This window comes from Streptomyces sp. NPDC096311 (genome assembly GCF_044763085.1).
Classification (GTDB): Bacteria; Actinomycetota; Actinomycetes; order Streptomycetales; family Streptomycetaceae; genus Streptomyces.
This window is the reverse complement of the sequence record NZ_JBIWFN010000007.1, coordinates 201,539-224,189: the sequence shown is the minus strand read 5'-3', so window position 1 is coordinate 224,189 and position 22,651 is coordinate 201,539. Positions and strand designations below refer to the sequence as shown.

Annotated in this window: 16 protein-coding genes; 8 read left to right on the top strand and 8 right to left on the bottom strand. The window is 69.6% G+C overall.

Annotation, left to right across the window (positions count from 1 at the left end; genetic code table 11):
- Positions 1-22 precede the first annotated feature (22 nt).
- From ACIRA5_RS19855 to sbnB, 3 genes are read left to right on the top strand one after another with little or no spacing between them, the layout of a single operon-like run.
- The gene (locus ACIRA5_RS19855; protein WP_403692313.1) at positions 23-2,593 is read left to right on the top strand and encodes an amino acid adenylation domain-containing protein; all 2,571 of its coding nucleotides are present in this window, start codon (positions 23-25) and stop codon (positions 2,591-2,593) included.
- A gap of 23 nt (positions 2,594-2,616) precedes the next feature.
- Positions 2,617-2,751: a hypothetical protein gene (locus ACIRA5_RS19850; RefSeq protein ID WP_403692311.1), complete on the top strand. Its 135-nt coding sequence runs from the start codon at positions 2,617-2,619 to the stop codon at positions 2,749-2,751.
- A gap of 7 nt (positions 2,752-2,758) precedes the next feature.
- Positions 2,759-3,829, top strand: coding sequence for a 2,3-diaminopropionate biosynthesis protein SbnB (gene sbnB / locus ACIRA5_RS19845; RefSeq protein WP_403692309.1), 1,071 nt, complete (start codon positions 2,759-2,761; stop codon positions 3,827-3,829).
- Between the two features lie 60 nt (positions 3,830-3,889).
- Here sbnB and ACIRA5_RS19840 read toward each other — a convergent pair whose 3' ends face one another.
- Complete coding sequence (locus ACIRA5_RS19840) at positions 3,890-4,315, bottom strand: ATP-binding protein (RefSeq protein ID WP_403692307.1); 426 nt, start codon at positions 4,313-4,315, stop codon at positions 3,890-3,892.
- Positions 4,316-4,515: 200 nt separating this feature from the next.
- On the opposite strand from ACIRA5_RS19840, the gene ACIRA5_RS19835 reads away from it, so the two are divergent.
- Both ACIRA5_RS19835 and glpK read left to right on the top strand, forming a co-directional pair.
- Complete coding sequence (locus tag ACIRA5_RS19835) at positions 4,516-5,280, top strand: IclR family transcriptional regulator (protein ID WP_403692305.1); 765 nt, start codon at positions 4,516-4,518, stop codon at positions 5,278-5,280.
- A gap of 42 nt (positions 5,281-5,322) precedes the next feature.
- A complete protein-coding gene (gene glpK / locus ACIRA5_RS19830) occupies positions 5,323-6,837 on the top strand; it encodes a glycerol kinase GlpK (RefSeq protein ID WP_403692304.1) in 1,515 nt (504 codons plus the stop codon).
- A 100-nt stretch (positions 6,838-6,937) separates the two neighbouring features.
- On the opposite strand, the gene ACIRA5_RS19825 is transcribed toward glpK, so the two are convergent.
- The 4 genes from ACIRA5_RS19825 to ACIRA5_RS19810 form a co-directional block, all read right to left on the bottom strand.
- The gene (locus tag ACIRA5_RS19825) at positions 6,938-9,004 is read right to left on the bottom strand and encodes a DUF1996 domain-containing protein (protein WP_403692751.1); all 2,067 of its coding nucleotides are present in this window, start codon (positions 9,002-9,004) and stop codon (positions 6,938-6,940) included.
- A gap of 177 nt (positions 9,005-9,181) precedes the next feature.
- Positions 9,182-10,465 carry a sugar ABC transporter permease gene (locus tag ACIRA5_RS19820; RefSeq protein ID WP_403692302.1) on the bottom strand — a complete coding sequence of 428 codons (1,284 nt, stop codon included), beginning with the start codon at positions 10,463-10,465 and terminating at the stop codon, positions 9,182-9,184.
- 5 nt (positions 10,466-10,470) lie between these two features.
- Positions 10,471-11,253: an ATP-binding cassette domain-containing protein gene (locus tag ACIRA5_RS19815; RefSeq protein WP_403692299.1), complete on the bottom strand. Its 783-nt coding sequence runs from the start codon at positions 11,251-11,253 to the stop codon at positions 10,471-10,473.
- Between the two features lie 38 nt (positions 11,254-11,291).
- Complete coding sequence (locus ACIRA5_RS19810; RefSeq protein ID WP_403692298.1) at positions 11,292-12,380, bottom strand: substrate-binding domain-containing protein; 1,089 nt, start codon at positions 12,378-12,380, stop codon at positions 11,292-11,294.
- Between the two features lie 188 nt (positions 12,381-12,568).
- Between ACIRA5_RS19810 and ACIRA5_RS19805 the strand changes: the two genes are divergently transcribed.
- Together ACIRA5_RS19805 and ACIRA5_RS19800 are read left to right on the top strand one after the other, a co-directional pair.
- Positions 12,569-15,013 carry a SpoIIE family protein phosphatase gene (locus ACIRA5_RS19805; RefSeq protein ID WP_403692749.1) on the top strand — a complete coding sequence of 815 codons (2,445 nt, stop codon included), beginning with the start codon at positions 12,569-12,571 and terminating at the stop codon, positions 15,011-15,013.
- Positions 15,010-16,095: a sugar ABC transporter substrate-binding protein gene (locus tag ACIRA5_RS19800; RefSeq protein WP_403692296.1), complete on the top strand. Its 1,086-nt coding sequence runs from the start codon at positions 15,010-15,012 to the stop codon at positions 16,093-16,095. The genes ACIRA5_RS19805 and ACIRA5_RS19800 overlap by 4 nt, the downstream gene beginning before the upstream one ends.
- A 40-nt stretch (positions 16,096-16,135) precedes the next feature.
- Here the strand turns inward: ACIRA5_RS19800 and ACIRA5_RS19795 are convergent, their stop codons facing one another.
- Complete coding sequence (locus ACIRA5_RS19795) at positions 16,136-16,930, bottom strand: polysaccharide deacetylase family protein (protein ID WP_403692293.1); 795 nt, start codon at positions 16,928-16,930, stop codon at positions 16,136-16,138.
- Positions 16,931-17,140: 210 nt separating this feature from the next.
- On the bottom strand, positions 17,141-19,891 hold the full coding sequence (locus ACIRA5_RS19790; RefSeq protein ID WP_403692290.1) for a glycoside hydrolase family 2 TIM barrel-domain containing protein: 2,751 nt from the start codon (positions 19,889-19,891) through the stop codon (positions 17,141-17,143).
- 193 nt (positions 19,892-20,084) lie between these two features.
- Between ACIRA5_RS19790 and ACIRA5_RS19785 the strand changes: the two genes are divergently transcribed.
- On the top strand, positions 20,085-20,810 hold the full coding sequence (locus tag ACIRA5_RS19785; RefSeq protein WP_403692288.1) for a GNAT family N-acetyltransferase: 726 nt from the start codon (positions 20,085-20,087) through the stop codon (positions 20,808-20,810).
- A gap of 79 nt (positions 20,811-20,889) precedes the next feature.
- Here ACIRA5_RS19785 and ACIRA5_RS19780 read toward each other — a convergent pair whose 3' ends face one another.
- On the bottom strand, positions 20,890-22,560 hold the full coding sequence (locus ACIRA5_RS19780; protein WP_403692747.1) for an MFS transporter: 1,671 nt from the start codon (positions 22,558-22,560) through the stop codon (positions 20,890-20,892).
- Positions 22,561-22,651 lie beyond the last annotated feature (91 nt).

Genomic DNA, 22,651 nt, shown 5'->3' with positions numbered 1-22,651 from the left:
CGACAAGCAGAGGAAAGACCCGATGGCAACGCATGTGAGTCCCAGCCCGACCGGCCGCGCATACTGGCACGGCGTACTGACAGCCGGAGGCTTCACGCCCGCCCCACGGTGGACCCTTCGGCCGGTGCCCGGCGTGGGGGAGTACGAGACACCGGTCCCCGACGACACCGTGACCGGGCTGCGCCGACTGGTGGCGGAGCTGGCGGTACCACTGCCCTCGCTCCTGCTGACCGCGCACGCCAAGGTGCTCGCGGCACTGTCCGGAGAGCGGGAGATCACCACCGGCTACGTCGCCCGGGGCGGCAGCCCGCTCCTGTGCCGCCTCACCACCGCACCCGCCTCCTGGCGCGCGCTGCTGCACCACACCCACCAGGTCGCCACCGAACTGTCCGCACACCAGGACGTCCCGGCCGAGGACATCGAGGCTCTCAAGAGCGAACTGGGCCTGACCGGCCCCCTGTTCGAGACCGTCCTCGACCTCACCGAGACCGTCCCCGACCCCGCCGGGAGCGTCCGCGATCCCGCCGCGATCGACGGAGCCCTCACCGAGGACACGGAACTGCGGGTGAGCGTCCGTCACCACGACGGGCGGCTCGTCCTGCGGCTGCGCTACCGCACCGACGCGCTCGACGCCGACAGCGCCGCCCGGATCGCCGGCTACCACCTGACCGCGCTCGCGCTGATCACCGCCGACCCCGATGCCGAGCACACACACCAGAGCCTGCTGTCCGCCGAGGAACTGCGGTTCCAGCTCGACCAACTGGCCGGACCGGACCGGGAACTGCCCGATGCGCGGATGCACGAGTTGTTCGAGGACCGGGTGCGCAAGCATCCGGACGCCGTCGCCGCCGTGCACGCCGACCGGCAGTGGACGTACGCGGAGCTCAACGCCCGGGCCAACCGGCTAGCCCGCGCCCTAGTAGCTCGTGGGCTTGCCCGCGAAGGCGTCGTCGCGGTGGTGACCGAACGCAATCTGGACTGGCTGGCCGCCGTCATCGCGGTCTTCAAGGCCGGAGGCGCCTACCTCCCCATCGAGCCGCACTTCCCGGCCGCACGCATCGCCGCCACCCTCTCCCGCGCCGCATGCACCCTGGTCATGACCGAACCCGGCAGCACCACCACCCTCGACCAGGCCCTCGACTCCCTTCCCGGAACCGAGCGGCTCCTCGTCGACACCGCCTACGCGGAAGACCACCCCGACGGTGATCTCGGCATCCCGGTCACGCCCGACCAACTCGCCTACATCTACTTCACCTCCGGCTCCACGGGTGAGCCGAAGGGCGCGATGTGCGAGCACGCGGGGATGCTCAACCACCTCTACGCCAAGATCGACGACCTCCAGGTCGGCGAGGAGCACGTGGTCGCCCAGACCGCGCCCCAGTGCTTCGACATCTCCCTGTGGCAGTTGGTCTGCGCACTGCTGGTCGGCGGGCGGACCCTGCTGGTCGCACAGGACGTCATCCTCGACGTACCCCGCTTCCTCGGCACCCTCACCGACGGCGAGGTCACCGTCCTCCAGGTCGTGCCCTCCTACCTCGAAGCCGTCCTGACGGAGCTCGAACAGCGCCCCCGCCCGCTGCCCGGCCTGCGGTGCGTGTCGGTCACCGGCGAGGCCTTGAAGAAGGAGCTCGCAGAGCGCTGGTTCGCCGTCCAGCCCGGGATCAAGCTGGTCAACGCCTACGGGCTGACCGAGACCTCGGACGACACCAACCACGAGGTCATGGACCGGGCGCCGGAGCGCATCCTGCTCGGCCGCGCGGTCAACAACGTGCGCGTCTACGTCGTCGACGAACACCTCACCCCGGTGCCGCTCGGCGCCCCCGGCCTGATCGCGTTCTCCGGGGTCTGCGTCGGGCGCGGCTACATCAACGACCCCGAACTCACCCGGGCCTCCTACCTGGTCGATCCGCACCGCGAAGGCACACGGCTCTACCTCGGCGGCGACCACGGCCGCTGGCACCCCTCGGGAAAGCTGGAGTTCCTCGGCCGCCGTGACGCCCAGGTCAAGATCCGCGGGTTCCGGATCGAGATCGGCGAGATCGAGAACACCCTGCTCCGTCTCCCCGGTGTCCGCGACGGCGCGGTGGTGACGGTCGAACGCGCCGACCGGAGTAAGCACCTGGTCGCCTTCTACTCCGGTCCGAAGCCCCTGGACACCGGGACCCTCAACGACCGGCTCGCCGAGTCGCTGCCCGAGTACATGGTCCCGTCGGCCTTCCACTGGCGCGAAAGCCTGCCGCTGACCGCCAACAGCAAGATCGACAAGAAGGCCCTGGCGGCCCTCGCCGAAGAACCCGCCACCACTGACGACGAGCACCAGCCGCCGGCCACCCCGACCGAGCAGCGCCTGGCGGCCGCCTGGGCGAAGGTCCTCGGCGTCCCGCAAGAACGGATCGGACGCAGCGACCACTTCTTCGACCGCGGCGGCACCTCCCTCTCGGCGGTGAAGCTCGCCATCGCCCTGGACCGCGCCGTGTCCCTCAAGGACGTCACGACACACCCGGTCCTCACCGACCTCGCCGCTCTGGTCGAACACGGACCCCAACGCCACACGACCCCACCACCGGCCTCCGCCGGACCGGCATCGACCTGACCGGCATCGAAAGGAACAGCACCATGCCGTACGCGACCCCGGCGCCCCTCATCGAGGCGGACCCGCACCCCGGCGACACCTTCCAAGGACCACGCGAGGTCCTCCTCGCCATGGCCGGCCGCTGCGCCGGGCCGCGTGGCCGCCGGCCGGCGAGGTGAGCGCCGTATGACCACCGTCCGTTCCATCACACGGGAGCCCGTCATGTCCCAGCCGCACCTCGTGCCGGCATTCGCAGTGATCTCCGGCGCCCAGGTCCAGCACGCCCTTCAGGACCGGGAGAAGCAGATCGTGGACCTCGTCGAGGCCACCTATCACCTGCACGCCGCCGGAGAGTCGGTCAACCCCCCGTCCTCCTTCCTGCGCTTTCCCGACCGACCCACCGCCCGGATCATCGCGCTGCCCGCCTCCATCGGCGGACCGGCGCCGGTGGACGGCATCAAATGGATCTCCAGCTTTCCCGACAACGTCCAGGCCGGCGTCCCCAGGGCCTCCGCGGTACTGATCCTCAACGACCACGACACGGGCTACCCCTTTGCCTGCCTGGAGAGCTCCATCATCAGCGCCACCAGAACCGCCGCGTCAGCGGCGCTGGCCGCCGACCACCTCACCCGCAACCGGCTGCGCCCCACCCGCATCGGCTTCTTCGGTACGGGCCTGATCGCCCGCTACATCCACACTTTCCTGACAGCCCTGGGATGGTCCTTCGAGGAGACCGGTGTGTACGACCTGTCAGGCGACAGCGCCGCCGGATTCCGCGACCACGTCCAACAGAGCGACGCCGCGGGACAGGTCACCGTGCACGAGAGTGCCGAGGCGGTCATCCGCTCCAGCGACCTCGTCGTCTTCGCCACCATCGCGGGCGAGCCGCACATCGGCGACCCGGCCTGGTTCGACCACAACCCCCTGGTCCTGCATGTGTCCCTGCGCGACCTCGCACCCGAGATCATCCTCGCCTCGGCGAACATCGTCGACGACGTCGACCACTGCCTCAAGGCCGACACGTCCCCCCATCTGGCCGAGCAGCTCACCGGCAACCGCGACTTCCTGCACGGAACACTCGCCGACGTCATGACCGGCCGAGTGACACCACCCACCGACCGGCCCCTGGTGTTCTCACCCTTCGGACTCGGTGTGCTCGACCTCGCCGTCGGCACATACGTCTACAACGAGACGGCCCGTTCCGGGCACCTTCACGTCATCGAGGACTTCTTCCACGACCTGCGCCGACACGGCTGACCGGCAGAGCTCGCTTCAGAGGGAGTGAGACACGTGTTCTCGTCAACGAGAGGTGTGCTCTCAGGGTCCGACGAGGTCGGCCCACCGAGTGATCCCGCCGGAGTGGACACGTATGCCGTGCCGAGCCGCCAGCGCGTGGACGATCTCCTGGCCCCGGCCGTGCTCGTCCGGATCGATTCCGGGGGGCGACTGTCCGGCCGGAAGCGCGGATCCCGCGTCGGTGACCTCGACGCGCAGAGTGCTGAGCCCCTCGGCCCGCACCCAGGACAGCCGCAGCTCCGCCGGGGGCAGGGCGTGGACGATCGCGTTGGTGAGCAGCTCCGAGACCACCAGAAGACAGTCCTCGGCGGTCTCGCAGGACACGTTCCAGTCGGCGAGGACCGCCTTCACGCGCCGGCGTGCGGCCGAGACGACCTCGGCGACGTGGGGCAGCGGACCGACGTGTTCGACCGCCTCCCGAAGCATCGTATTGAGCTGTGCCGCCATGTCTTCTCCTCCGGTGAGCGCTGTCGGCCGGTTGCCGAGCCACAGCGCGCGTTGCCGGGCCTCAGTGAACGGTAGGAAGCGAAGTGGGGCCGGTCAATGAACGGCGGTCGCCATTACCGAACGCTCACCTTGACCCAGTGGTGAACCGGCGGCGGCCTGCACGTAAAGCGAACCCTCCGTGGCGGTACTAGGCTCGGCTCATGGCCGGCCCAGTCCAGTCGATCGAACGGGCGGCGGCGATCTTGCGTCTGCTCGCTGGTGGGCCCCGTCGACTCGGGCTCGGCGAGGTGGCGGCCTCGCTCGGGCTGGCGAAGGGCACGGCGCACGGCATTCTCCGCACCCTCCAGCACGTGGATTTCGTGGAGCAGGACGCGTCGACGGGGAAGTACCAGCTCGGCGCGGCGCTGCTGCACCTCGGCACCAGCTACCTCGACATCAACGAGCTACGGTCGCGCTCCATCAACTGGGCCGATGCCCTGGCCGCCCGTAGTGGGGAAGCGGTCCGCCTGGGCACCCCCTTCGAGGGCGAGGTCCTCGTGATCCACCACGTGTTCCGGCCGGACGACACCCTCCAGACCCTGGACGTGGGTTCACTGCTGCCGCTGCACGCCTCCTCGCTGGGCAAGGTGCTGCTGGCGTACGGGACCGCGTCCCTCGAGTCGGCTTCGGCAGCCGGGCTGGAGGCCTACACCCGGCACACCGTGGTCGAACCGGCGAAGCTCACCCGGGCGCTCGCCGAGGTCCGGGAAGTCGGCTGGGCCGCGGAGATCCAGGAAATGAGCATGGGGGAAGCCGGTATCGCCTCGCCGATCCGGGGGCACGGCGGCCTCGTCGTGGGTGCCGTCGGCCTCTCCGGCCCGGTCGAGAGGATCTGCGACAGCCACGGCCGTCCCCGGCCGAACCTGATCACTCTGCTCCGCGAGGCCGCACGGGCGATCTCCAGAGATCTGGGAGCAGCACGCTAGGAGAACCCCGCCTCCTCGACACATCGGAAGGCAGACCGGATCATGGTTGAACGGTATGTGATGTCCATCGATCAGGGCACCAACTCCACCCGATGCATTCTGTTCGACCACCATGGGCGGCTGGTGTCGGTCGTCCAGCGGGAGCATCAGCAGCACTTCCCCAAGCCCGGCTGGGTCGAGCACGACGCCGTCGAGATCTGGCGCAATCTGCGGCGCATCATGCCCGAGGCGCTCTCCGACGCCGGTGTCGGGGCGGGAGAGGTCGCCGCGATCGGTATCGCCAATCAGCGCGAGACGACGGTGCTGTGGGACCGGCGGACGGGTGCGCCGCTGGGCAGGGCGATCGTCTGGCAGGACACGCGTACGGCACCGCTCGTCGAGGAGCTGAGAAACCGGCCCGGGGACGAATTCTTTCTCGAGCGTTGCGGTCTGCCCCCCTCGACCTACTTCTCGGCACCGCGGATCCGCTGGCTGTTCGACCATGTGAACGGACTGGATCAACGCGCCAAGGACGGCGAGGTGCTGTTCGGCACGATGGAGAGCTGGCTGATCTGGAACCTCACCGGGGGCGCGGAAGGTGGCCTGCACATCACCGACGCCACCAACGCCAGTCGCACCATGCTGATGAACATCCGGGCCCTCACCTGGGACGAGGAGCTGCTGGAGTTCTTCGGGGTGCCCCGCCCCATGCTGCCCGAGATCCGGTCCTCGGCCGAGGGCTACGGGGATGCCCGCTCGGTCCTGCCTGGTGTCCGCATCACGGCAGCTCTCGGTGATCAGCAGGCCGCCCTGTTCGGCCAGACCTGCTTCACACCGGGTGAGGCGAAGTGCACGTACGGAACGGGCAGCTTTCTGCTGCTCAACACCGGTACCGATCTCGTGCGGTCCCGGCACGGACTCCTCACGACCGTCGCCTACAAGATCGGGGACCAGCCCCCGGTCTATGCCCTGGAAGGATCGATAGCCGTCACCGGCTCGCTGGTCCAGTGGTTCCGTGACCGCCTGGGGCTGATCAACAGCGCGCCGGAGATCGAGACGCTCGCGCGGACGGTCGAGGACAACGGCGGTTGCTACATCGTCCCCGCGTTCTCGGGTCTCTTCGCACCCCACTGGCGCAGCGACGCACGCGGTGTCATCGTCGGTCTCACCTCCTACATCACCAAGGGACACCTGGCCCGAGCCGTCCTGGAGGCCACCGGCTGGCAGACGCGCGAGGTCGTCGACGCCATGAACGCCGACTTCTCGGTCGCGCTGAAGGAGCTCAAGGTGGACGGCGGCATGACAGCGGACAACCTGCTCATGCAGTTCGTGGCCGATGTGCTCGATGTGCCCGTGGTGCGGCCCATGGTCGCCGAGACGGTCTCCCTCGGCGCCGCCTATGCCGCGGGGCTCGCCGCCGGCTACTGGCCGGACCTGGAAGTGCTGCGCCGCAACTGGCACCGGGCCGCCCAGTGGCTGCCGGACATGGACCCCGAGCGGCGGGACCTGGAATACGGCAACTGGCAGCGCGCCGTCGAGCGGTCGCTGGGGTGGATCAAACCGCCGAGGCCCACGTGATTCCCGGGCGACGCTGACAGCGCGCCGGAGTGACACCGCGCCGCCCGTACCCGCGGCGTGCGGGTACGGGCGGCGCGGTGTGTGCGGCCCAGGTGTGTTGTTACACGGAGCTGCGCCGGATGCGGCGCAGGAGCACCAGGCCCGCGATCACGAGAACCCCTCCGGCCGCGGCCGGCCAGAGGTTGGTGCCGGTGTCGGCCAGATCGCCGGTGACCGCCTGCGGTTCGGTCTGCGACTGCGACTGCGACTGCGAACCTGCCTGCGACGTTTCCTGCGCTGTCGCCTGCGTGGACGGGGCGTCCGCGCCCGCGGCCGGCGTCTGCGCGCGGTGGGTCGCTTCGCTTCCGTGGTGCTCGTGCGCGGCGGCCGTGTCGCTCGCCGCGGCCGAGGGCGACGTGTCCGCCTTGGGGACGATGACGGTGTGGCCGGTACCGGTGCCGGTGGTCTGGCCGCCGCGTGTCGGTTCGGTGGTGCCGGGCGTGCTGGCCGGAGGCTGCGTGGTCTGTGTGTCCGTGGGGGTTGCGGAGGCCGTCGCTTCGTTGCCGCCGGAGGAGGCGTCAGGACTCGGGGACGGCTCGCCCTGCGACGGCTCGCCCGTGCCGGCACCGCCGCCACCGCCGTTGCCACCCGCACCGCCATTGTCACCAGCACCGCCGCCGGTTTCTCCACCAGCGCCGTCGCCGCACTGTCGTCCGGCGTTGATGCAGTCCACCATCTCCCGCATGAGGGATGCGTCGAAGACGTTGATGAAGTCGTCGTGGTCGGTGATCGCCTTGTGCACCTGCTCCGGGAACCCGTCCACGGCGTACGGGTTCTTCACCTGGCCGTTCTCGAGGGTCGGCGCGGGAACGTCGTAGAGCAGGCGCATCGTCAGCTGCGGGATCGCCTTGAAGCCGCCCGCGCAGTTGCCGTTGGCGTCGGCGAAGGCGACGTGCGTGCGGTGGTTGGCGCTGTCGATGTTCTGACCGTCCCAGCAGCTCTGGAAGGCGAACGACCGCACCACGCTGCTGCCCTGGGGACAGATCGGGTACTTGTCCGTCAGTTGCACCTTGTCCTCGAAGCCGGTGCAGCTCCAGTGGGCGTTGGCGTTCGCGGGGCCGTTGGTGAACGCCTTCGCGTCGCCCGTGATGATGCGCAGGAACGTCGGCATCTCGACGACCTTGCTCTGCGGGTTGCCGATGAACTCGATCTGCGCCTGCTTCGCCTGCAGGACCTTCCCGACGTTGCCCTCCAGGCCGCCGCCGTTCTTGTCGGCGTCGAACTCCTGCGTACCGTCCTGCACTCGAAGCACCGGCCAGTAGTACGTGGACTTGTCGCCCTGGTTCTGGCACGTGGTCGCGGCTTTGGCGAGATCGTCGTTCGTGGCGAACGCGTCGTTCGACTGGTTGCCGACATAGTCGTGCAGGTGGTGGGCGCCGTTGGTGACACCGGGGGCGACGATCACGTTGTCGGTGTTGAACTTCTTGTTGGCGTTCACGCCGCACGAGCTGGTGAACGTGCCGGTCGATGCGTTGCCGCTGCTGCCCGGCTTCTGCGGCACGTTCGGCTGGAGCGTCGTGATGTCCACGAAGTCCGCTGCGACGGGGCCGCTGACGGGGCTCGCGCCGCCGCCCTGCTGGCCGCCGCCCTGTTGCCCGCCCTGCTGGCCGCCGTTGTTGTTCTGCTGCTGGCCGTTGCCGTTCTGGCCACCGGCGTTGTTCTGGGTCTGGTCCGCGGGGACCGCGGTGCAGGTGGCCAGCGCGTCGAGCGCGTTCGGGGCTTCGGCGCCCGCGTTCTTGAAGTCGGTCTTGATGCGGTCGATGACCGCACCCCGCTTCTCCTTCAGCGGACCGAGGATCGCGTTCTGGACGAAGTCCGCGTCCTGTGCCTTGGCCTGCTTCTCCGAGGTCATTCGTGCGTACGCCTCGGAGACCTGCTGGTCGAGAAGGGCGAGTTCCTTGTCGACCTCCGCCCTCGCCTGCTGTGGCACTTCGGCGAGTTCGCTGCCCACGTCCGGACAGTCGATCGTGGCGGCACCCGATGCCCAGGTCTGGTTGCTCGGGTTCGCCTGACCGGGCTCACCGGCCGAGCCGCTCTCGGTCGCTGAAGCGTAGACATTGACCGCTACCAGCCCTCCGCCGCCCAGTATCAGTGCGGCTGCGGCAAAAGTTGCACGCTGTGCCCCCATGGGGCGTCTGCGCGTGTTGCGTCTCACGTGTGTACTCCTACGTCCCGTGGCAGGCCAGACATGGAAATCCCCCATGCCATACGCAGACGGGCCCGGCAGCGTTCAAACGCCGCACGAATTCACAGCAGCCTCGTAGCTCGCGGCCAAACCTGCCACGTTGATCCCGGGCGATATCCGTCAAGCCCGCCCGTGTGCCTTCTGCGAGCGGCGTGACAGCGAGTCGATGACCACCGCGGCGAAGAGCACCCCGCCCGTGATGACGAACTGGACGGCAGCCGGGGTGTCCGTGAGCGCCATGCCCGAGGCGATCGACTGGATGATCAGCATGCCGAGCGCGGCAGACCAGGTGGTGCCGCGTCCTCCGAACAGGCTGGTGCCCCCGATGACGGCTGCCGCGATCGCGTTGAGCAGCAGGACGCCCGAGCCCGAACTCTGGCTCACCGAGGTGATGCGCGAGGCGAGGAACAGACCGCCGATCGCGGCCATGGTGCCCGAGATCGCGAGCACCGCGGTCCGCACCCCCGTGACACTGAGACTGGCGCGACGGGCCGCCTCGACGCTGCCGCCGAGTGCGTAGATCTGCCGTCCGTAGTGCGTGCGGCGCAGCACGATGTCCAGACCGGCCACCACGACGAGGAAGATCAGGAGGGCGAGCGGCAGGCCCTGAAAACGGTTGAGCAGATACGCGCCGGTGAACGCGATCACCGCGAGTACTCCGGTGCGCGCCACGATTCCCCGCAGCGAGCGATACGGCATGCCGACGGTCTTGCGGCGCCGTCTGTCCTCGTAGCGCACGAGGAAGACCGTGGCCGCGGCGATCGCCGCCAGGCCGTAGGCGACGGCGTCATTGGTGAAGTAGTAGCTGGTCAGCTTGGCGACGAGGCCGCTCTCGTCGAGGTTGACGGTGCCGCTGGACTCGAGGATGTACAGCATGAAGCCGTTCCAGGTGAGCAGTCCCGCGAGCGTGACGACGAACGCGGGCACCCGGGTTTTCGCGAAGGAGAAGCCCTGGATGGTTCCCGCCGCGGTACCCGTCAGCACCCCGATGATGGCGGCAAGCCACTCGGGCACGCCGCTGTTGACGTCGAGAACGGCGAAGACGGCCGCCGCGAGACCACTGATCGAGCCGACCGACAGGTCGAGTTCACCGATCAGCAGGACGAAGACGATGCCGACCGCGATGAGGCCGGTGCCCGCGACGTCCACGCTGAGATTGGACAGGTTCCGGGGCGAGAGGAAGTTCTGGTTCAGGGACTGGAAGGTGATCCAGACCGCCGCGAGGACGAGGACGACGGGCAGTGAGCCCAGTTCGCCGGCGCTGAGCTTGCGCCGGGCGACGGCGGCCCAGCGATCGACGACACGGGCGAGGGCACGGACGAAGGGCTGCCCGCGGTGGGGCTGCGGGGCCTCGGCGTCGGGTTCGGTGGGTTCGGCCTGAGCGTTGTCGGCCGTCCTGCGCATTCCTTTCACCACCCCGACTCGGGGGAGGCCATCCGGTGGGGCACGTTCTCCGTGGCGCCGGTGATGGAGGAGATGATCTGTTCCTGAGATGCGGTGTTCACGTCGAAGAAGCCGTTGTTGCGACCGAGCCGCAGCACGGCGGCCCGGTCCGCGAGGGCTTTGACGTCGCCCAGGTTGTGACTGATGAGCAGTACGCCCAGGCCACGGTCGCGCAGCTGGTCGACGAGGTCCAGGACCTCGCGCGTCTGCTCGAATCCCAGAGCCGCGGTCGGTTCGTCCAGGAGAAGAACTCGCGGGCTGCCGAGGAGTGAGCGGGCGATGGCGACTGTCTGCCGCTGGCCACTGGAGAGTGAGACGGTGGGAACCCGCAGATCGGGGACACCTCTGGTCAGGCGTTCCAGCAGGTGTTTGGTACGGCGCTCCATCTCCACCTCGTCGAGGAACCCGAACCTGCGGATCTCGCGCCCGAGGAAGAGGTTGCCGACCACATCGAGGTTCCCGCACAGCGCGAGGTCCTGGTAGACGGTGGCGATACCGAGGTCCCGGGCGTCGTGGGGGCGTTTGATGGGGACCGCCCGGCCTTCCCACTCGATGGTGCCCTTGTCCGCGGGGGTGACGCCGGAGATGACATTGACGAGGGTGGACTTGCCGGCCCCGTTGTCCCCGAGAAGAGCGAGGACCTGGCCGGCGTAAATCTCCAGTTCGATGTCGGTGAGGACCTCGACGACGCCATAGCGCTTGCACACGCCACGCAGCGCCAGCAAGGGGGGAGTCGGCACGGTCACCATCTCCTTCCCGGGGCCCGGACCTGCTCGGAACCCGCCTGTCAGGTGAGCCCCGCCTTGCCGCATGCGGCCGCGAGTTGAGGCGTGCAGATCTGCCGGATCGTGTAGACGCCGTCCTTCACCAGGGTGTTCTTGATGTTGCCGACGGTCACGGACACGGGGGTGAGCAGGGCGGCGGGAACCGTCCTCCCGTCGCGGGTCCGCACCTTGCCCGTGGCGACCCGGTCGAGGTTTTCATGGCGGGCCGCGGCCACGGCCATGGCCGCGGCGGCGGAAGCCTCGGGTGGGAAGGGTTTGTAGACGGTCATGTACTGATCGCCTGCGACGATGCGCCGCAGGGCCCCCAGTTCGGCGTCCTGCCCGGTGACGGGAGGCAGGGGGGCGACCTTGTTCGCCTTGAGGGCGGAGATGCTGCCCGCGGCGAGCCCGTCGTTGGCGGCGTAGACCCCGTGGATGGTGGAGACGCCGAGGGCGGAGATGGCGCCGGACATGTCGAGGTTCGCGGTGTCCGGCCGCCAGTGCAGGATGTCGTAGGCCTTGCCGATCTTCACTCTCCCGTTGAGCACGGACAGTGCGCCTTTCTTGAACGCCACCGCGTTGGGGTCGCTGGGATCGCCGTTCAGCATGACGATCGCACCGGTGCGCGCCTTGGCGCCCATCGCCTTCAGCAGTGCCCTGCCCTGGAGCCTGCCGACCTCTTCGCCGTCGAAGGAGGCATAACCGGAGATCGGGCCCTCGGAGAGACGGTCGTAGGCGATGACCGGGATACCTGCCGCATGGGCCTTCTTGACCGCGACGCCGAGTGATCTGGCGTCGACGGCCACGAGCACGATGGCATCGACCCCCCTGGTGATCATCGAGTCCATCTGTTCCTGCTGGGTGGCCACATCGCCCTTGGCGTTGACGTGCTCGACCGTGCAGTTGTGGCACAGCTCCGTGATCTTCTTCGTGAGCAGCGGCGTGTCCTGTGTCTCCCAGCGAGTCGTGGTGGCGTCCGGCAGCAGCAGACCGATCGTCAGGTTCTTGCCACCGCCGGAGCTGTTCCCGGCGTCGTGCCCGCAGGCCGTGAGAGCGACGGCCGTCGAGATCGCGGCCATGACGACGGCCGCGCCCCGGATGCAGGCCTTCATGCGAGAGACCTCCCTGTCCTTCACCTCGCGCGGCGAGGGCCCGGTGGCAGGACGACCACGTCGTAAGTGTGACACCGGCTGAGGAATATGTCCCATTAATACCCATATACGATTCTGGTGTGGAGCCACGGGCATATCAGGCCGACGACGCCGCCGCCGACGCTGCCGACACCGGTTCACCGCCTCCGGTGCCGGAGGCGGTGACGAGCGAGCGGGCCCTGACGTTCGCGGGGGCGGCGCTGACAGCGGTCTATCTGCCCGGTGCCGGGAATCAGGAGCTTCGGCTGGTGGAAACGGCCGGATGTGCCCGTTGCGAGTACGGACTGCCGGAGCGTTTGCCCCTGTCCGCTGATTCACCCGCGGCGCACACCTTTCGCACCGGCCGACCACTGTGGCTGACCCCCGATGCGCTCGCCTCCTACTCCACGGGCGGGCCCACGCCTCCGCGGCCGGAGACGTCGCTCGCCGCGCTGCCCCTCGGGACGGAGGGCCGGCGGCTGGGCTGCCTCGTCGTCGTGGGGGATTCGGCGGACGGCTTCGAGGCCGAGCAACGGCGCTTCCTGGAGCAGTACGCCGACGCCGTCGGCGCCGTGCTCCGGGCAGGAACCGGGCGGCCCGCTCCGCCGCTACTGAGTCCGGCCCTGCGGAGTCTGTGCGTCGGCTCCTTCGTCATCACGCCGGACACCGGCCTGATCGAGGCGGACGAGACGCTGCTCGAGCTCGCCGGCATCACGCCCGATGACTTCGACGGCAAGGCGGACACCCTGCTCGCGCATGCCCTCCCGGAGGACATGCACGCGCTGATGTCGGTGCTGGAGCCCTCCACCCAGACGGTCGGCCGGCGGGAACTGGAGTTCCGTGTCCGCCGCCCGACCGGTGAGATGCGCTGGCTGAGCCTGAGCTGCCAGGTGGCGGCCGGCTTCGACGGCCGGCCGGAGCAGGTCCGGGGTGTGGTGACGGCGACCTCGGTCCTGCGACAGAGCGCCGACGACGTGTCCAGGATCCAGTGGCTGACTGCCGCACTCGACGATGCCGTAACGGTCCGTGATGTCAGCCGAGTGGTGGTCACCGCGCTGGGCGAGCCGCTGGGCGCCGACCGGGTGGCGCTCGCCGAGTTGCAGGACGACCGGCTCGCCGTCACCGTGCTCGATCCGCCCGAGCCCGCCGCCTGGCCGCAGTGGTGGCGTTCCGAGTGGCGTTCGGAGTGGCCCGACGCGCCGGTCAGCGCCCTGCCCACCCTTCAGATGGCTCTGCGGGACGGACGTATGGATCTGTGGCCCGTCGGCGCGGCCCTCGAACCCGGACTCGCGGGCATCGGCGCCGGAGGTCTGGCCGTCCTGCCGCTCCCCGCCAAGGGCTGGGTCGCCGGCGTGTGCCTGGTCGGCTGGGACCAGCCGCACGAGTTCGTCCCCGAGGAGCGGTTCCTGCTGACCGCCACTGCGGCGCTGGTGGGACAGGCACTCAAACGTGCGCGCGCGCACGACGCCGAACAGGAGCTCGCGACGATGCTGCAGCGCAGTCTCCTGCCCCGGCGCCTGCCCGAGCTGCCCGGCGGGACGGCCGTCGCCCGCTATCTGCCCGCCAGACGGGGCTTGCAGGTGGGCGGTGACTGGTACGACGTCATAGCCCTCTCCGAGGACCGGGTGGCGCTGGTCATCGGAGACGTGCAGGGACACAGCGCCGGAGCCGCGACGATCATGGGCCAGATGCGCACCGCGATCAGGGCGTACGCCGTGGAGGGCCATCCGCCCGACGTGGTCGTCTCGCACGCCAACCGGCTCCTCGTCGGTATGGAGACCGATCTGTTCGCCACCTGCTGCTATGCCGAGCTGGACATGGAGGAGGGCAACGCCCTGTTCGTACGGGCCGGGCACCTCGCACCGCTGGTGCGCCATCCCGACGGCAGGACCGAGGAGGTACAGGTCGAGGGCGGACTCCCGCTGGGCATCCTCGCGGACGCGGAGTTCCCCATGACCACCTGCGCGCTGGCCCCCGGCACGGTGATCGTCATGGTCACCGACGGCCTGGTCGAGGCCGTCGACCTGCCCCTGGACGAGGGCATGGACCGGACCCGCAGCGCGCTCGCCGCGGCTGATCCGGCGGATCCGGGAGAAATGGCCGACGAACTGCTCGGCGAACTCGACCCTCGTGAGGACGACGTGGCGCTGTTGCTGCTGCGCTACGACGGCATGAAGACCCGACCGATACGGGCCGGCTGGGCGGTGTGGCGGCTGCCCGACGCCGTCATGCATGCACGCCGTTTCACCGCACGCGCGCTGCGTCGGTGGAAGGTCGAAGAAGTGACCGACGCGGCGTTGCTGGTCGTGTCGGAACTGGTCACCAACGGCCTCGTGCACACTCAGGGCCCGGTCCGCGTCGACCTGATGCTCCGCGGGGACCGGGTGCGGGTCAGCGTGAGCGACTGCTCACCGCGTGCCCCGGCCAAGCCGGTGATCGTGGACTGGGACGCGACCGGCGGCCGAGGGCTGCTGCTCGTCGAAGCGATGTCGGAGTCCTTCGGCTCCGTGCCGGTGGCCGGCGGCAAACAGGTGTGGAGCGAGCTCGTCGTGCCGCACTGCGAGCAGGCTCACGTGGACGCGGGGCCCCGGACGGAGCGAGGGGGTCTGCCATGAGGACCCGTACACGGCACGTCGTCGCGGTGCTCGTCGCGGGATTCATGACGACGTGCCTGGCCGCCTGCGAAGAAGTGGAAGAGGAGAGGGGCAAGGACGGCTTCACCGTCGGCCTGCTGCTCCCGAGCCGAACCGTCCCCCGCTGGGAGCGGTCCGACAAGCCGCTGATCGAGAAGCGGCTGAAACAACTCTGCCCCCACTGCACCTTGGACTACGCCAACGCCCAGAACGACGCGATGAGGCAGCGGCAACAGATGAGCTCCATGATCACCAAAGGGGTCAAGGTCCTCATCCTCGACGCCACCGACACCAGGGCGCTGCGCTCCTCGATCCAGGAGGCGCACGAGGCGGGTGTCCCGGTCGTCGCCTACGACCGGCTCGCCGAAGGCCCGGTCTCGGGCTACGTCAGTTTCGACGGCGCGCAGGTCGGCAGGCTCCAGGGCGAGGCGCTCCTGAAGGCCATGGGCGACAAGGCCAACGGCGCAACCGTCGTCATGATGAACGGCGATCCGAGCAGCCCCAACGCGGACTGGTTCCGCAGCGGCGCACTGTCCGTCGTCTCCGGCAGGGTGGAGATCGGAAGGGCGTACGACACCCAGGGCTGGAGCATGGACAGCGCCCACGCCAATATGTCCGCCGCGATGGCGGCCCTGGGCCCGGACCGGATCGACGGCGTCCTGGCGGCCAACGACACCATCGCCGCGGGCGTCATCGCCGCTCTCAAGAGCGCCCGGGTCAAGGACCTTCCTCCCGTCACCGGTCAGGACGCCGACCTCGACGCCGTGCGGCGCATTGTCAGGGGCGAGCAGTACATGACGGTCTACAAACCCTTCAAGGCGGAGGCTGCCGCGGCCGCCGCCATGGCCGTCGCCCTGGGACGCGGCGAGGACCTCGGCGAGTTCGCCACGACGACGACCGACAGCTCCACCACCAGACACATCCCCTCCGTCCTGCTCACGCCGAGGGCGGTGACGGTGGACAAGATCAAGCCGACGCTCCTCAAGGACGGCATGTACACGGTCGACGAGATCTGCACCCCCGAGCTCCGGCCCGCCTGCGACCAGGCCGGACTCACTCGCTGAAGGGTCGGACTCATCCGCTGAGAGGACGAGTGGCGGGTACTCAGCGCACGGGAAAGCCGAAGGAGTACCCCTGCTGCTTCAGCCAGGGCAGGACCTCACGCAGGGCGGCCACGGTCTGGGAGCGGTCCCCGCCGGCGTCGTGGAAGAGGATGGTCGGGCCGTTGGAGATCTCGCTCTTGACGGTGGCGATGATGGCGCCCGTGCCGGGGTGTTCGAAGTCCTTGGAGTCGACGTTCCAGCCGAGCGGTCGCATGCCGTGGGAGGCGGCGAGGTGGCGGCTGTAGGGGGTGAAGGCGCCGCCCGGGGCGCGGTAGTACTCCGGCCGGACGCCTCCGGAGGCCTGGGTGATCATGCGTTCGGCGTCCAGGATCTGCTGGGACTGGTAGGCCTGCGACTTGGTGTCCATGGTCGTGTCGTGCGAGACGGTGTGGTCGCACAGCCGGTGCCCGGCGGCCACCACCGCCTTGACCAGCTCCGGGTGGGCCTGGGCCTGGGTGCCCACCATGCAGAAGGTGGCCTTCACGCCGTTGTCCCGCAGCACCTGGAGGACCTGCGGCGTCCACGTGGGGTCCGGTCCGTCGTCGATGGTGATGTTGACACCGTGGGCCCCGCGGTCCGAGGCATGGGCGATGTCCACCGACACCGGCTTCCCGCCCGGAGCCTTGGACCCGGCGTTCGGCGCGCCGGAGTGCGCCGAGCTGCCGGCCGGCGTGTGCCGCCCCTCGACGGGATTGGCCTGCGCGGTCCACATCGAGGTGGCGGCAGCCGCCGCCGTCACCCCGACCGCCGCCGCGAGAACCCGCCCGTGCCAACCCCGTCCCCCATGCCGCGACATGTCCGCCCCACTCCTCGTCGTCCTTGTGGATCTCGTGCACCCGTGAGGACGGCGATGGACCGCCGGGGGATGCGTCTGTTACCGATCACGGACAATTCCGCGGGGATTCGGAGACAGAGCGACGGCACCACGCAGGGAAAGTCCTCCGAACGAGCGGCGGTGAGCGCGGTGTTGGTGACCCCGACCCCCTCTTCCGGTATGCGGCCCGGGCTACGGCTGAGCTCGGTCCGAGCGGGTTCGCTGCTGACCGACTGCCAGCGTGAGTGCCGCCGGCCGCAGTCCGGGTGAGCTCGCGGTGAGGGTGACGCGGCCCGGCCTCTTCGCGGGCCGGAGGATCGCGAGTGCCTGCCCGTGCCAGGTGTGGCGGCGTGGTTGCCGGAAGCTGTCGACGTTGTGCGGATTGCCGTTGCCCACGGCGGCGAGCTCACCCGCGCCGTTGACCCGGAACGTCACCTCGAGCGTCGCGTCGGGGACGAGACGGCCCTGGCTGTCGGTCACTTCGACGCGTACGTGCGCGAGGTCGTCGCGGCTCGTGGTGAGATCCGTGACGTCCGAAATGAGCCGCAACGCGGCCGGAGCGCCCACCGTCCCGAGCGTCGTCCGGCCGATCTCCTCACCGTCGCGGAGGGCGACCGCCGTCAACTCGCCGGGGGCGTACGGCACGGTGAACGTGGCCATGGAACGTTCGGGAGTCGCGGCGCCGCCCGGCATCTCGGCACCGTTGAGCAGCAGCCGCACACGGTCGCCCGGCGTGTAGACATGAACCGTCATCGGGCGGCCGGGCTCCACGTCCCAGGTCCAGCTCGCCAACTCGTCGAAGTAGCCCCACCAGACGGCCACTTGCTCGGTCCCCGGTAGCGTCGGACGCTCCACCAGCATCTCCACGGGGCTGACGCCGGACACGGCCGCCCGCCAGTGGTTCTGCGGTTTACGCCGGCCGATCAGATCGATGTCCCCGCAGTTCCCCTGGAAGTAGGGATACGGGTAGCCGAAGCCGCCCCAGGAGTGGTGCAGCGTCCGGGCGATCGACCAGCCGGGCATGACGTCCTGGTCGCCGATGCCCGCGGCCGTGCCCTCGGGGGCCATCGGCGTCTTGCCGATCCCGGACTCTCCGAGATAGTCCCAGGCGGCCCAGACCCAGTTCCCTACGGCCCACGTGTGGTCGTTCACGAACTTCGTGTCCTGGTGGATCGTCGCGGGAAAGCCCTCGCTCTGGGTCATCGCCCGCTCGGGGTGGGCGTCGTGCAGGGGCCCGTAGCCCTTGCCGTTCGCGTTGTAGTGCACGTCGCCCACATCGACGTAACTCCAGGACGGATCGTCCGCGCTGAAGGTCGAGCCGCCGCCCAGGGTGATCGGGCGGGTTCGGTCGAGGGAACGCAGACGATCCGCGAGCTGTGCGCCCCGCCGTCCGTTCGTCCTGTCGGTGATCTCGTTTCCCAGGGACCAGATCACCACGCTGGGGTGGTTGCGGTCCCGCAGCACCGCGCTGGTCAGGTCCCGCTCCCACCATTCGGGGAAGTACACGGAATAGTCCTGGGGGTTCTTGCCCGTGTCCCACACGTCGAAGAACTCGTCCATCACGAGCATGCCGAGCCGGTCGCAGGCGTCGAGCAGAGCGGGTGTCGGCGGATTGTGGGCGGTGCGCAGGGCGTTGAAGCCGGCCGCCTGGAGGATCTCGACCCGGCGTTCCTCCGAGCGGTCGAGCGCGACGGACCCCATCGGCCCGTGGTCGTGGTGGACACACCCACCGGTGATCTTGAGCGGTTCGCCGTTGAGCAGGAAGCCGACCCGGCCGTTGCACACCAGTGAGCGGATCCCGAACCTGACGGTGACGGTGTCGACGACCCTGCCGCGCACCAGCACTTCGGCGCGTGCGATGGAGAGGTTCGGTGAGCCGGGGGACCACAGCGCGGCCCGCTCGATCGGGATGTCGAGCGACGAGTCGGCCGTGACGCCCGGTCCGACACTCCGTGCGGGCGCGTGTCGCGTGGCCACGACGTGCCCGCGCGGGTCAAGGACCGTGACCCGTACGGACGCCGGGGCGGGCCGTGCGCCGAGGTTGGTGACCGACACCTCCACGTGAGCGACCGAGCGGCGCTCGCTCACCTCGGGCGTCGTCACGTGAACGCCCCAGAGCGGGATCCGCACGGGCCCCGTCACGGTCAGCCACGTATGCCGGTAGATCCCCGATCCCGAGTACCAGCGGCTGTTCTGGCCGCTGTTGTCGACCCGGACGGCGAGCACGTTCGGACCTGTCGGGTTCAGGTGCGGGGTCAGGTCGTAGGCGAACGCCGTGTAGCCGTAAGGGTGGAAGCCCAGGTGTACGCCGTTGAGCCAGACGTCCGCGTTCTGGTGGACGCCGTCGAACCGCAGCTCGACCTGTGGCCCGCCCGCGTCGAGGCCCGACGTGGAACGACCGCCGCCGAGCTCCGGCACCCTGAAGTGCTTGCGGTACCAGCCGATCCCGCCCACCGTGTATCCGGTCGAGCCGCCGTTCTGACTGTTCTTCGTGTCGAACGGGCCTATCACCTGGGGAGGTTCGGGCGGCGACGGGTCGGGTTCCTTGAGCACGAGGAGGGACGGGTCGCTGGTCGCTCCGCCGTCGGTGGAGGTGGCGTACGGGAGGTCCTCGATGCTCCAGTCGTGCGGAAGGTCGAGCGCCCGCCAGGAACCGTCGTCGAAGGACGGGTCCGCGGCGTCGCTCGTGTCGCCGCGGAAGAAGAGCCACCCTTCGTCGAACGACCGCTCCCTGGCCCACCCGACCCGGGCCGGACCGTCCTGATCGGACGCTGCGGCCGGCGGGTCGAACTCGAGCGCTGTCGTGCCCACGGCGACCGCGCCCAGTTGCAGAGCCCGACGCCGTGATACGCCGCCACCCGGGGCGCCGCGCGAGTCCTCGACCGCGTCGTCACCGGCCCGCTTCTCCGCGTCGCCGTCGCGCCGCTGTTCCTTCATCGTCATGTCGTCCACCCCACCCAGTGATTCGGCATTTCGAACAGGAGTCAGTATGTTGAACTGTCGCAGACATGACAGAACTAGAGGGGCGGAGCCGCCGAGTCAAGACGGCGAAGGGCGATCACCTCTCGCCGGAAGGCTCCATGAGGCTTCGGCCCGACGATCGTGGGAGCTGGGGCATGCTGGCAGGATGCGGGCCATGTCGAGAGAACCGCTGCTGGTCAGAGCCCGTTTGCTGTGGGAGGGCCTGGCCCGGGTGCCGGTGTCGTTCACGCCGACGGGCGGTGTGAACGTGGTGGTCTCCGCGGAGTCCGGGCTGTGCCCGGTCGGCTGGGTCGGAGTCGTCGCCCTGGGCGGATCGGCGATCGTGACCGTGCCGAGCGAGAGCGCCGCCGTGATCGTTCGCGACGCGGTGGCGGGTCTGCCGGTGGGAGACGTCGTGGATGGCGTCGCGGTCCGGGAGGTGCTGCCCGTGGCCCGGGTGCTGGGGCCGGCAGCGCTTTCTTACGTGTCTTTGGAGGCTTTTCGTCCGGTGGAAGCCGGTGCGGCGACAGTGGAGCGACTGCCGGCCGGCCACCCGGAACTGCGGCTGCTGGAGCAGGCGGCAGGTCGTGAGGACGCCGGTGAGGCCGCACTGGACGAGATCACGTCGCCCGTGTTCGTAGTCCGAGAACATGGGCAGGTGGCTGCCGCCGCCGGATATCGGGTCTGGCCGAGTCGGACTGCGCACATCGGCGTGCTGACGGCGCCGGGAGCGCGAGGACGCGGGCTGGCGCGGGTGACGGGCTCGGCGACGGTCGAGCATGCCCTCGCTGCCGGACTCCTGCCGCAATGGCGCGCGCGGCCTCCCGCCTCCCGGCGTGTCGCCGCCGTACTGGGTTTCGAGGAGCTGGGCTCCCAACTCAGCGTTGAGATCGCCGGTTGAGATCGCCTGGGAGCGGTCGACGGCCGGTCCCGGGCCGCCCACCGGTGTCGCACGGCCAGGCCTGGACGAGGACCCGTGCCTACGAGGGTGCGTTGTTCCGGCGCTGTTCCGCCGGTGCCGGGCCGGCCGCAGCGGGCGGTCGGCTCTGCGGCGGGTTGTCCTGGGCGGGACGCGGCCCGCCGCGTAGGGCCGAAGCGAGGGCGGAGACCAGCGCCATGCCCGCGGCGACGCTGAAGACGATGGCCAGTCCGTGGTGGAACGGGCCGGAGACCAGTTGCGGGAAGAAGGCGTGACCGGTCAGGGTGGCGTGCTGGGCCGCCGTGAGGTGGGTGAGGGTTCCGCCGGATCCGAGCAGGTGCTCGATGGGGTTGTTGCCGAGGAACGTGGCGAACAACGTGCTCACCGGGGGCAGCGACGCGGCGTGCTCGGCGGTGCCGGCCGGTACGCCGTGCGCCTGGAGTCCGCTGCTGAGCGCCGCGGGCAGGGATGAGGCCAGTCCGGAGACCATCAGGGAGAAGAACACACCGATGGACAGAGCGGTGCCCGAGTTCTGGAACGTGGAGCGCATGCCCGAGGCGACGCCCCGGTACTCGGGCGGCACGCTGCCCATGATCGAGGACGTGTTCGGCGCGGAGAACATGCCCTGGCCCAGCCCGTTGAGCAGGAGCAGCGCCGCGAAGAGCCCGTAGTCGAAGTTGATGGGCAGCGCGAGCAGCCCGAGGAAGGACACCGCGACGACGACCAGTCCGGCCGTGGAGAACATCCGGGCGCCGAACCGGTCCGACAGGTAGCCCGAGACAGGGCCCGCGATCAGGAAGCCGAGCGTCAGCGGCAGCATGAAGATGCCCGCCCACAGCGGGGTGTCCTCGAACGCGTAGCCGTGCAGGGGCAGCCAGATGCCCTGCAGCCAGATGATGAGCATGAACTGCAGCCCGCCGCGTGCGATCGCGGTCAGCAGCGCCGCCAGGTTGCCCGCGGCGAACGCCCGTATCTTGAACAGCGACAGGGTGAACATGGGGTCGGCCACGCGCGACTCGACGTAGCAGAAGAGCAGCAGCAGGACGACGCCGCCGATCAGGCCGCTGAGCACCCACGGATTTCCCCAGCCGGTGGCGTCGGAGCCGTAGGGCTGGATGCCGTAGGTGATGCCGGCCAGCAGGATTCCGGCGCCCGCGGCGAAGGTGATGTTGCCCAGCCAGTCGATGCGTCCGGGGCGCCCCGCCGCGGTCTCGCGCAGGCTCAGGTACGACCAGATGGTCCCGGTGATGCTGATCGGCACGCTCACCCAGAACACCGCGCGCCAGTCGACGGCGGCGAGGAGGCCACCGGCGAGGAGGCCGAGGAACTGGCCGGCGAGCGCGGTGATCTGGTTGATGCCGAGGGCCATGCCGCGCTGCCGGGTGGGGAAGGCGTCGGTGAGGATCGCGGCCGAGTTGGCGGTGAGCATGGACCCGCCGAAGGCCTGCACGATGCGCCAGAGAATCAGCCACATCGCGCCGGCGCCGGCCCGGAATGGGTCGAGGGACAGCGCGACGGAGGCACAGGCGAAGATGAGGAAACCGAGGTTGTAGATCTTGACCCGGCCGTACATGTCGCCGAGTCGGCCGAGGACGACGACGAGTACGGCCGACACCAGGAGATAGCCCAGGATCATCCAGAGCAGATAGCCGATGTTGCCGGGCGCGAGCGGGTCGAGCCCGATCCCGCGGAAGATCGCGGGCAGCGAGATGATCACGATGGAGGCGTCCATCGTGGCGATCAGTACACCGAGCGTGGTGTTGGACAGGGCGACCCACTTGTAGCCGGGGCCCGCGGGGGTGTCCTTCCGGCGCGTCCAGCGC

What these genes read in the sequence shown, in the direction of transcription:
- ACIRA5_RS19780 (WP_403692747.1), bottom strand. Translation starts at nt 22,560, where the DNA reads ATGGACGCCTCCATCGTGATCATCTCGCTGCCCGCGATCTTCCGCGGG.
- ACIRA5_RS19800 (WP_403692296.1), top strand. Translation starts at nt 15,010, where the DNA reads ATGAGGACCCGTACACGGCACGTCGTCGCGGTGCTCGTCGCGGGATTC.
- ACIRA5_RS19795 (WP_403692293.1), bottom strand. Translation starts at nt 16,930, where the DNA reads ATGTCGCGGCATGGGGGACGGGGTTGGCACGGGCGGGTTCTCGCGGCG.
- ACIRA5_RS19825 (WP_403692751.1), bottom strand. Translation starts at nt 9,004, where the DNA reads ATGGGGGCACAGCGTGCAACTTTTGCCGCAGCCGCACTGATACTGGGC.
- ACIRA5_RS19810 (WP_403692298.1), bottom strand. Translation starts at nt 12,380, where the DNA reads ATGAAGGCCTGCATCCGGGGCGCGGCCGTCGTCATGGCCGCGATCTCG.
- glpK (WP_403692304.1), top strand. Translation starts at nt 5,323, where the DNA reads ATGGTTGAACGGTATGTGATGTCCATCGATCAGGGCACCAACTCCACC.
- ACIRA5_RS19785 (WP_403692288.1), top strand. Translation starts at nt 20,085, where the DNA reads ATGTCGAGAGAACCGCTGCTGGTCAGAGCCCGTTTGCTGTGGGAGGGC.
- ACIRA5_RS19820 (WP_403692302.1), bottom strand. Translation starts at nt 10,465, where the DNA reads ATGCGCAGGACGGCCGACAACGCTCAGGCCGAACCCACCGAACCCGAC.
- ACIRA5_RS19790 (WP_403692290.1), bottom strand. Translation starts at nt 19,891, where the DNA reads ATGACGATGAAGGAACAGCGGCGCGACGGCGACGCGGAGAAGCGGGCC.
- ACIRA5_RS19835 (WP_403692305.1), top strand. Translation starts at nt 4,516, where the DNA reads ATGGCCGGCCCAGTCCAGTCGATCGAACGGGCGGCGGCGATCTTGCGT.
- sbnB (WP_403692309.1), top strand. Translation starts at nt 2,759, where the DNA reads ATGACCACCGTCCGTTCCATCACACGGGAGCCCGTCATGTCCCAGCCG.
- ACIRA5_RS19855 (WP_403692313.1), top strand. Translation starts at nt 23, where the DNA reads ATGGCAACGCATGTGAGTCCCAGCCCGACCGGCCGCGCATACTGGCAC.
- ACIRA5_RS19850 (WP_403692311.1), top strand. Translation starts at nt 2,617, where the DNA reads ATGCCGTACGCGACCCCGGCGCCCCTCATCGAGGCGGACCCGCACCCC.
- ACIRA5_RS19815 (WP_403692299.1), bottom strand. Translation starts at nt 11,253, where the DNA reads ATGGTGACCGTGCCGACTCCCCCCTTGCTGGCGCTGCGTGGCGTGTGC.
- ACIRA5_RS19840 (WP_403692307.1), bottom strand. Translation starts at nt 4,315, where the DNA reads ATGGCGGCACAGCTCAATACGATGCTTCGGGAGGCGGTCGAACACGTC.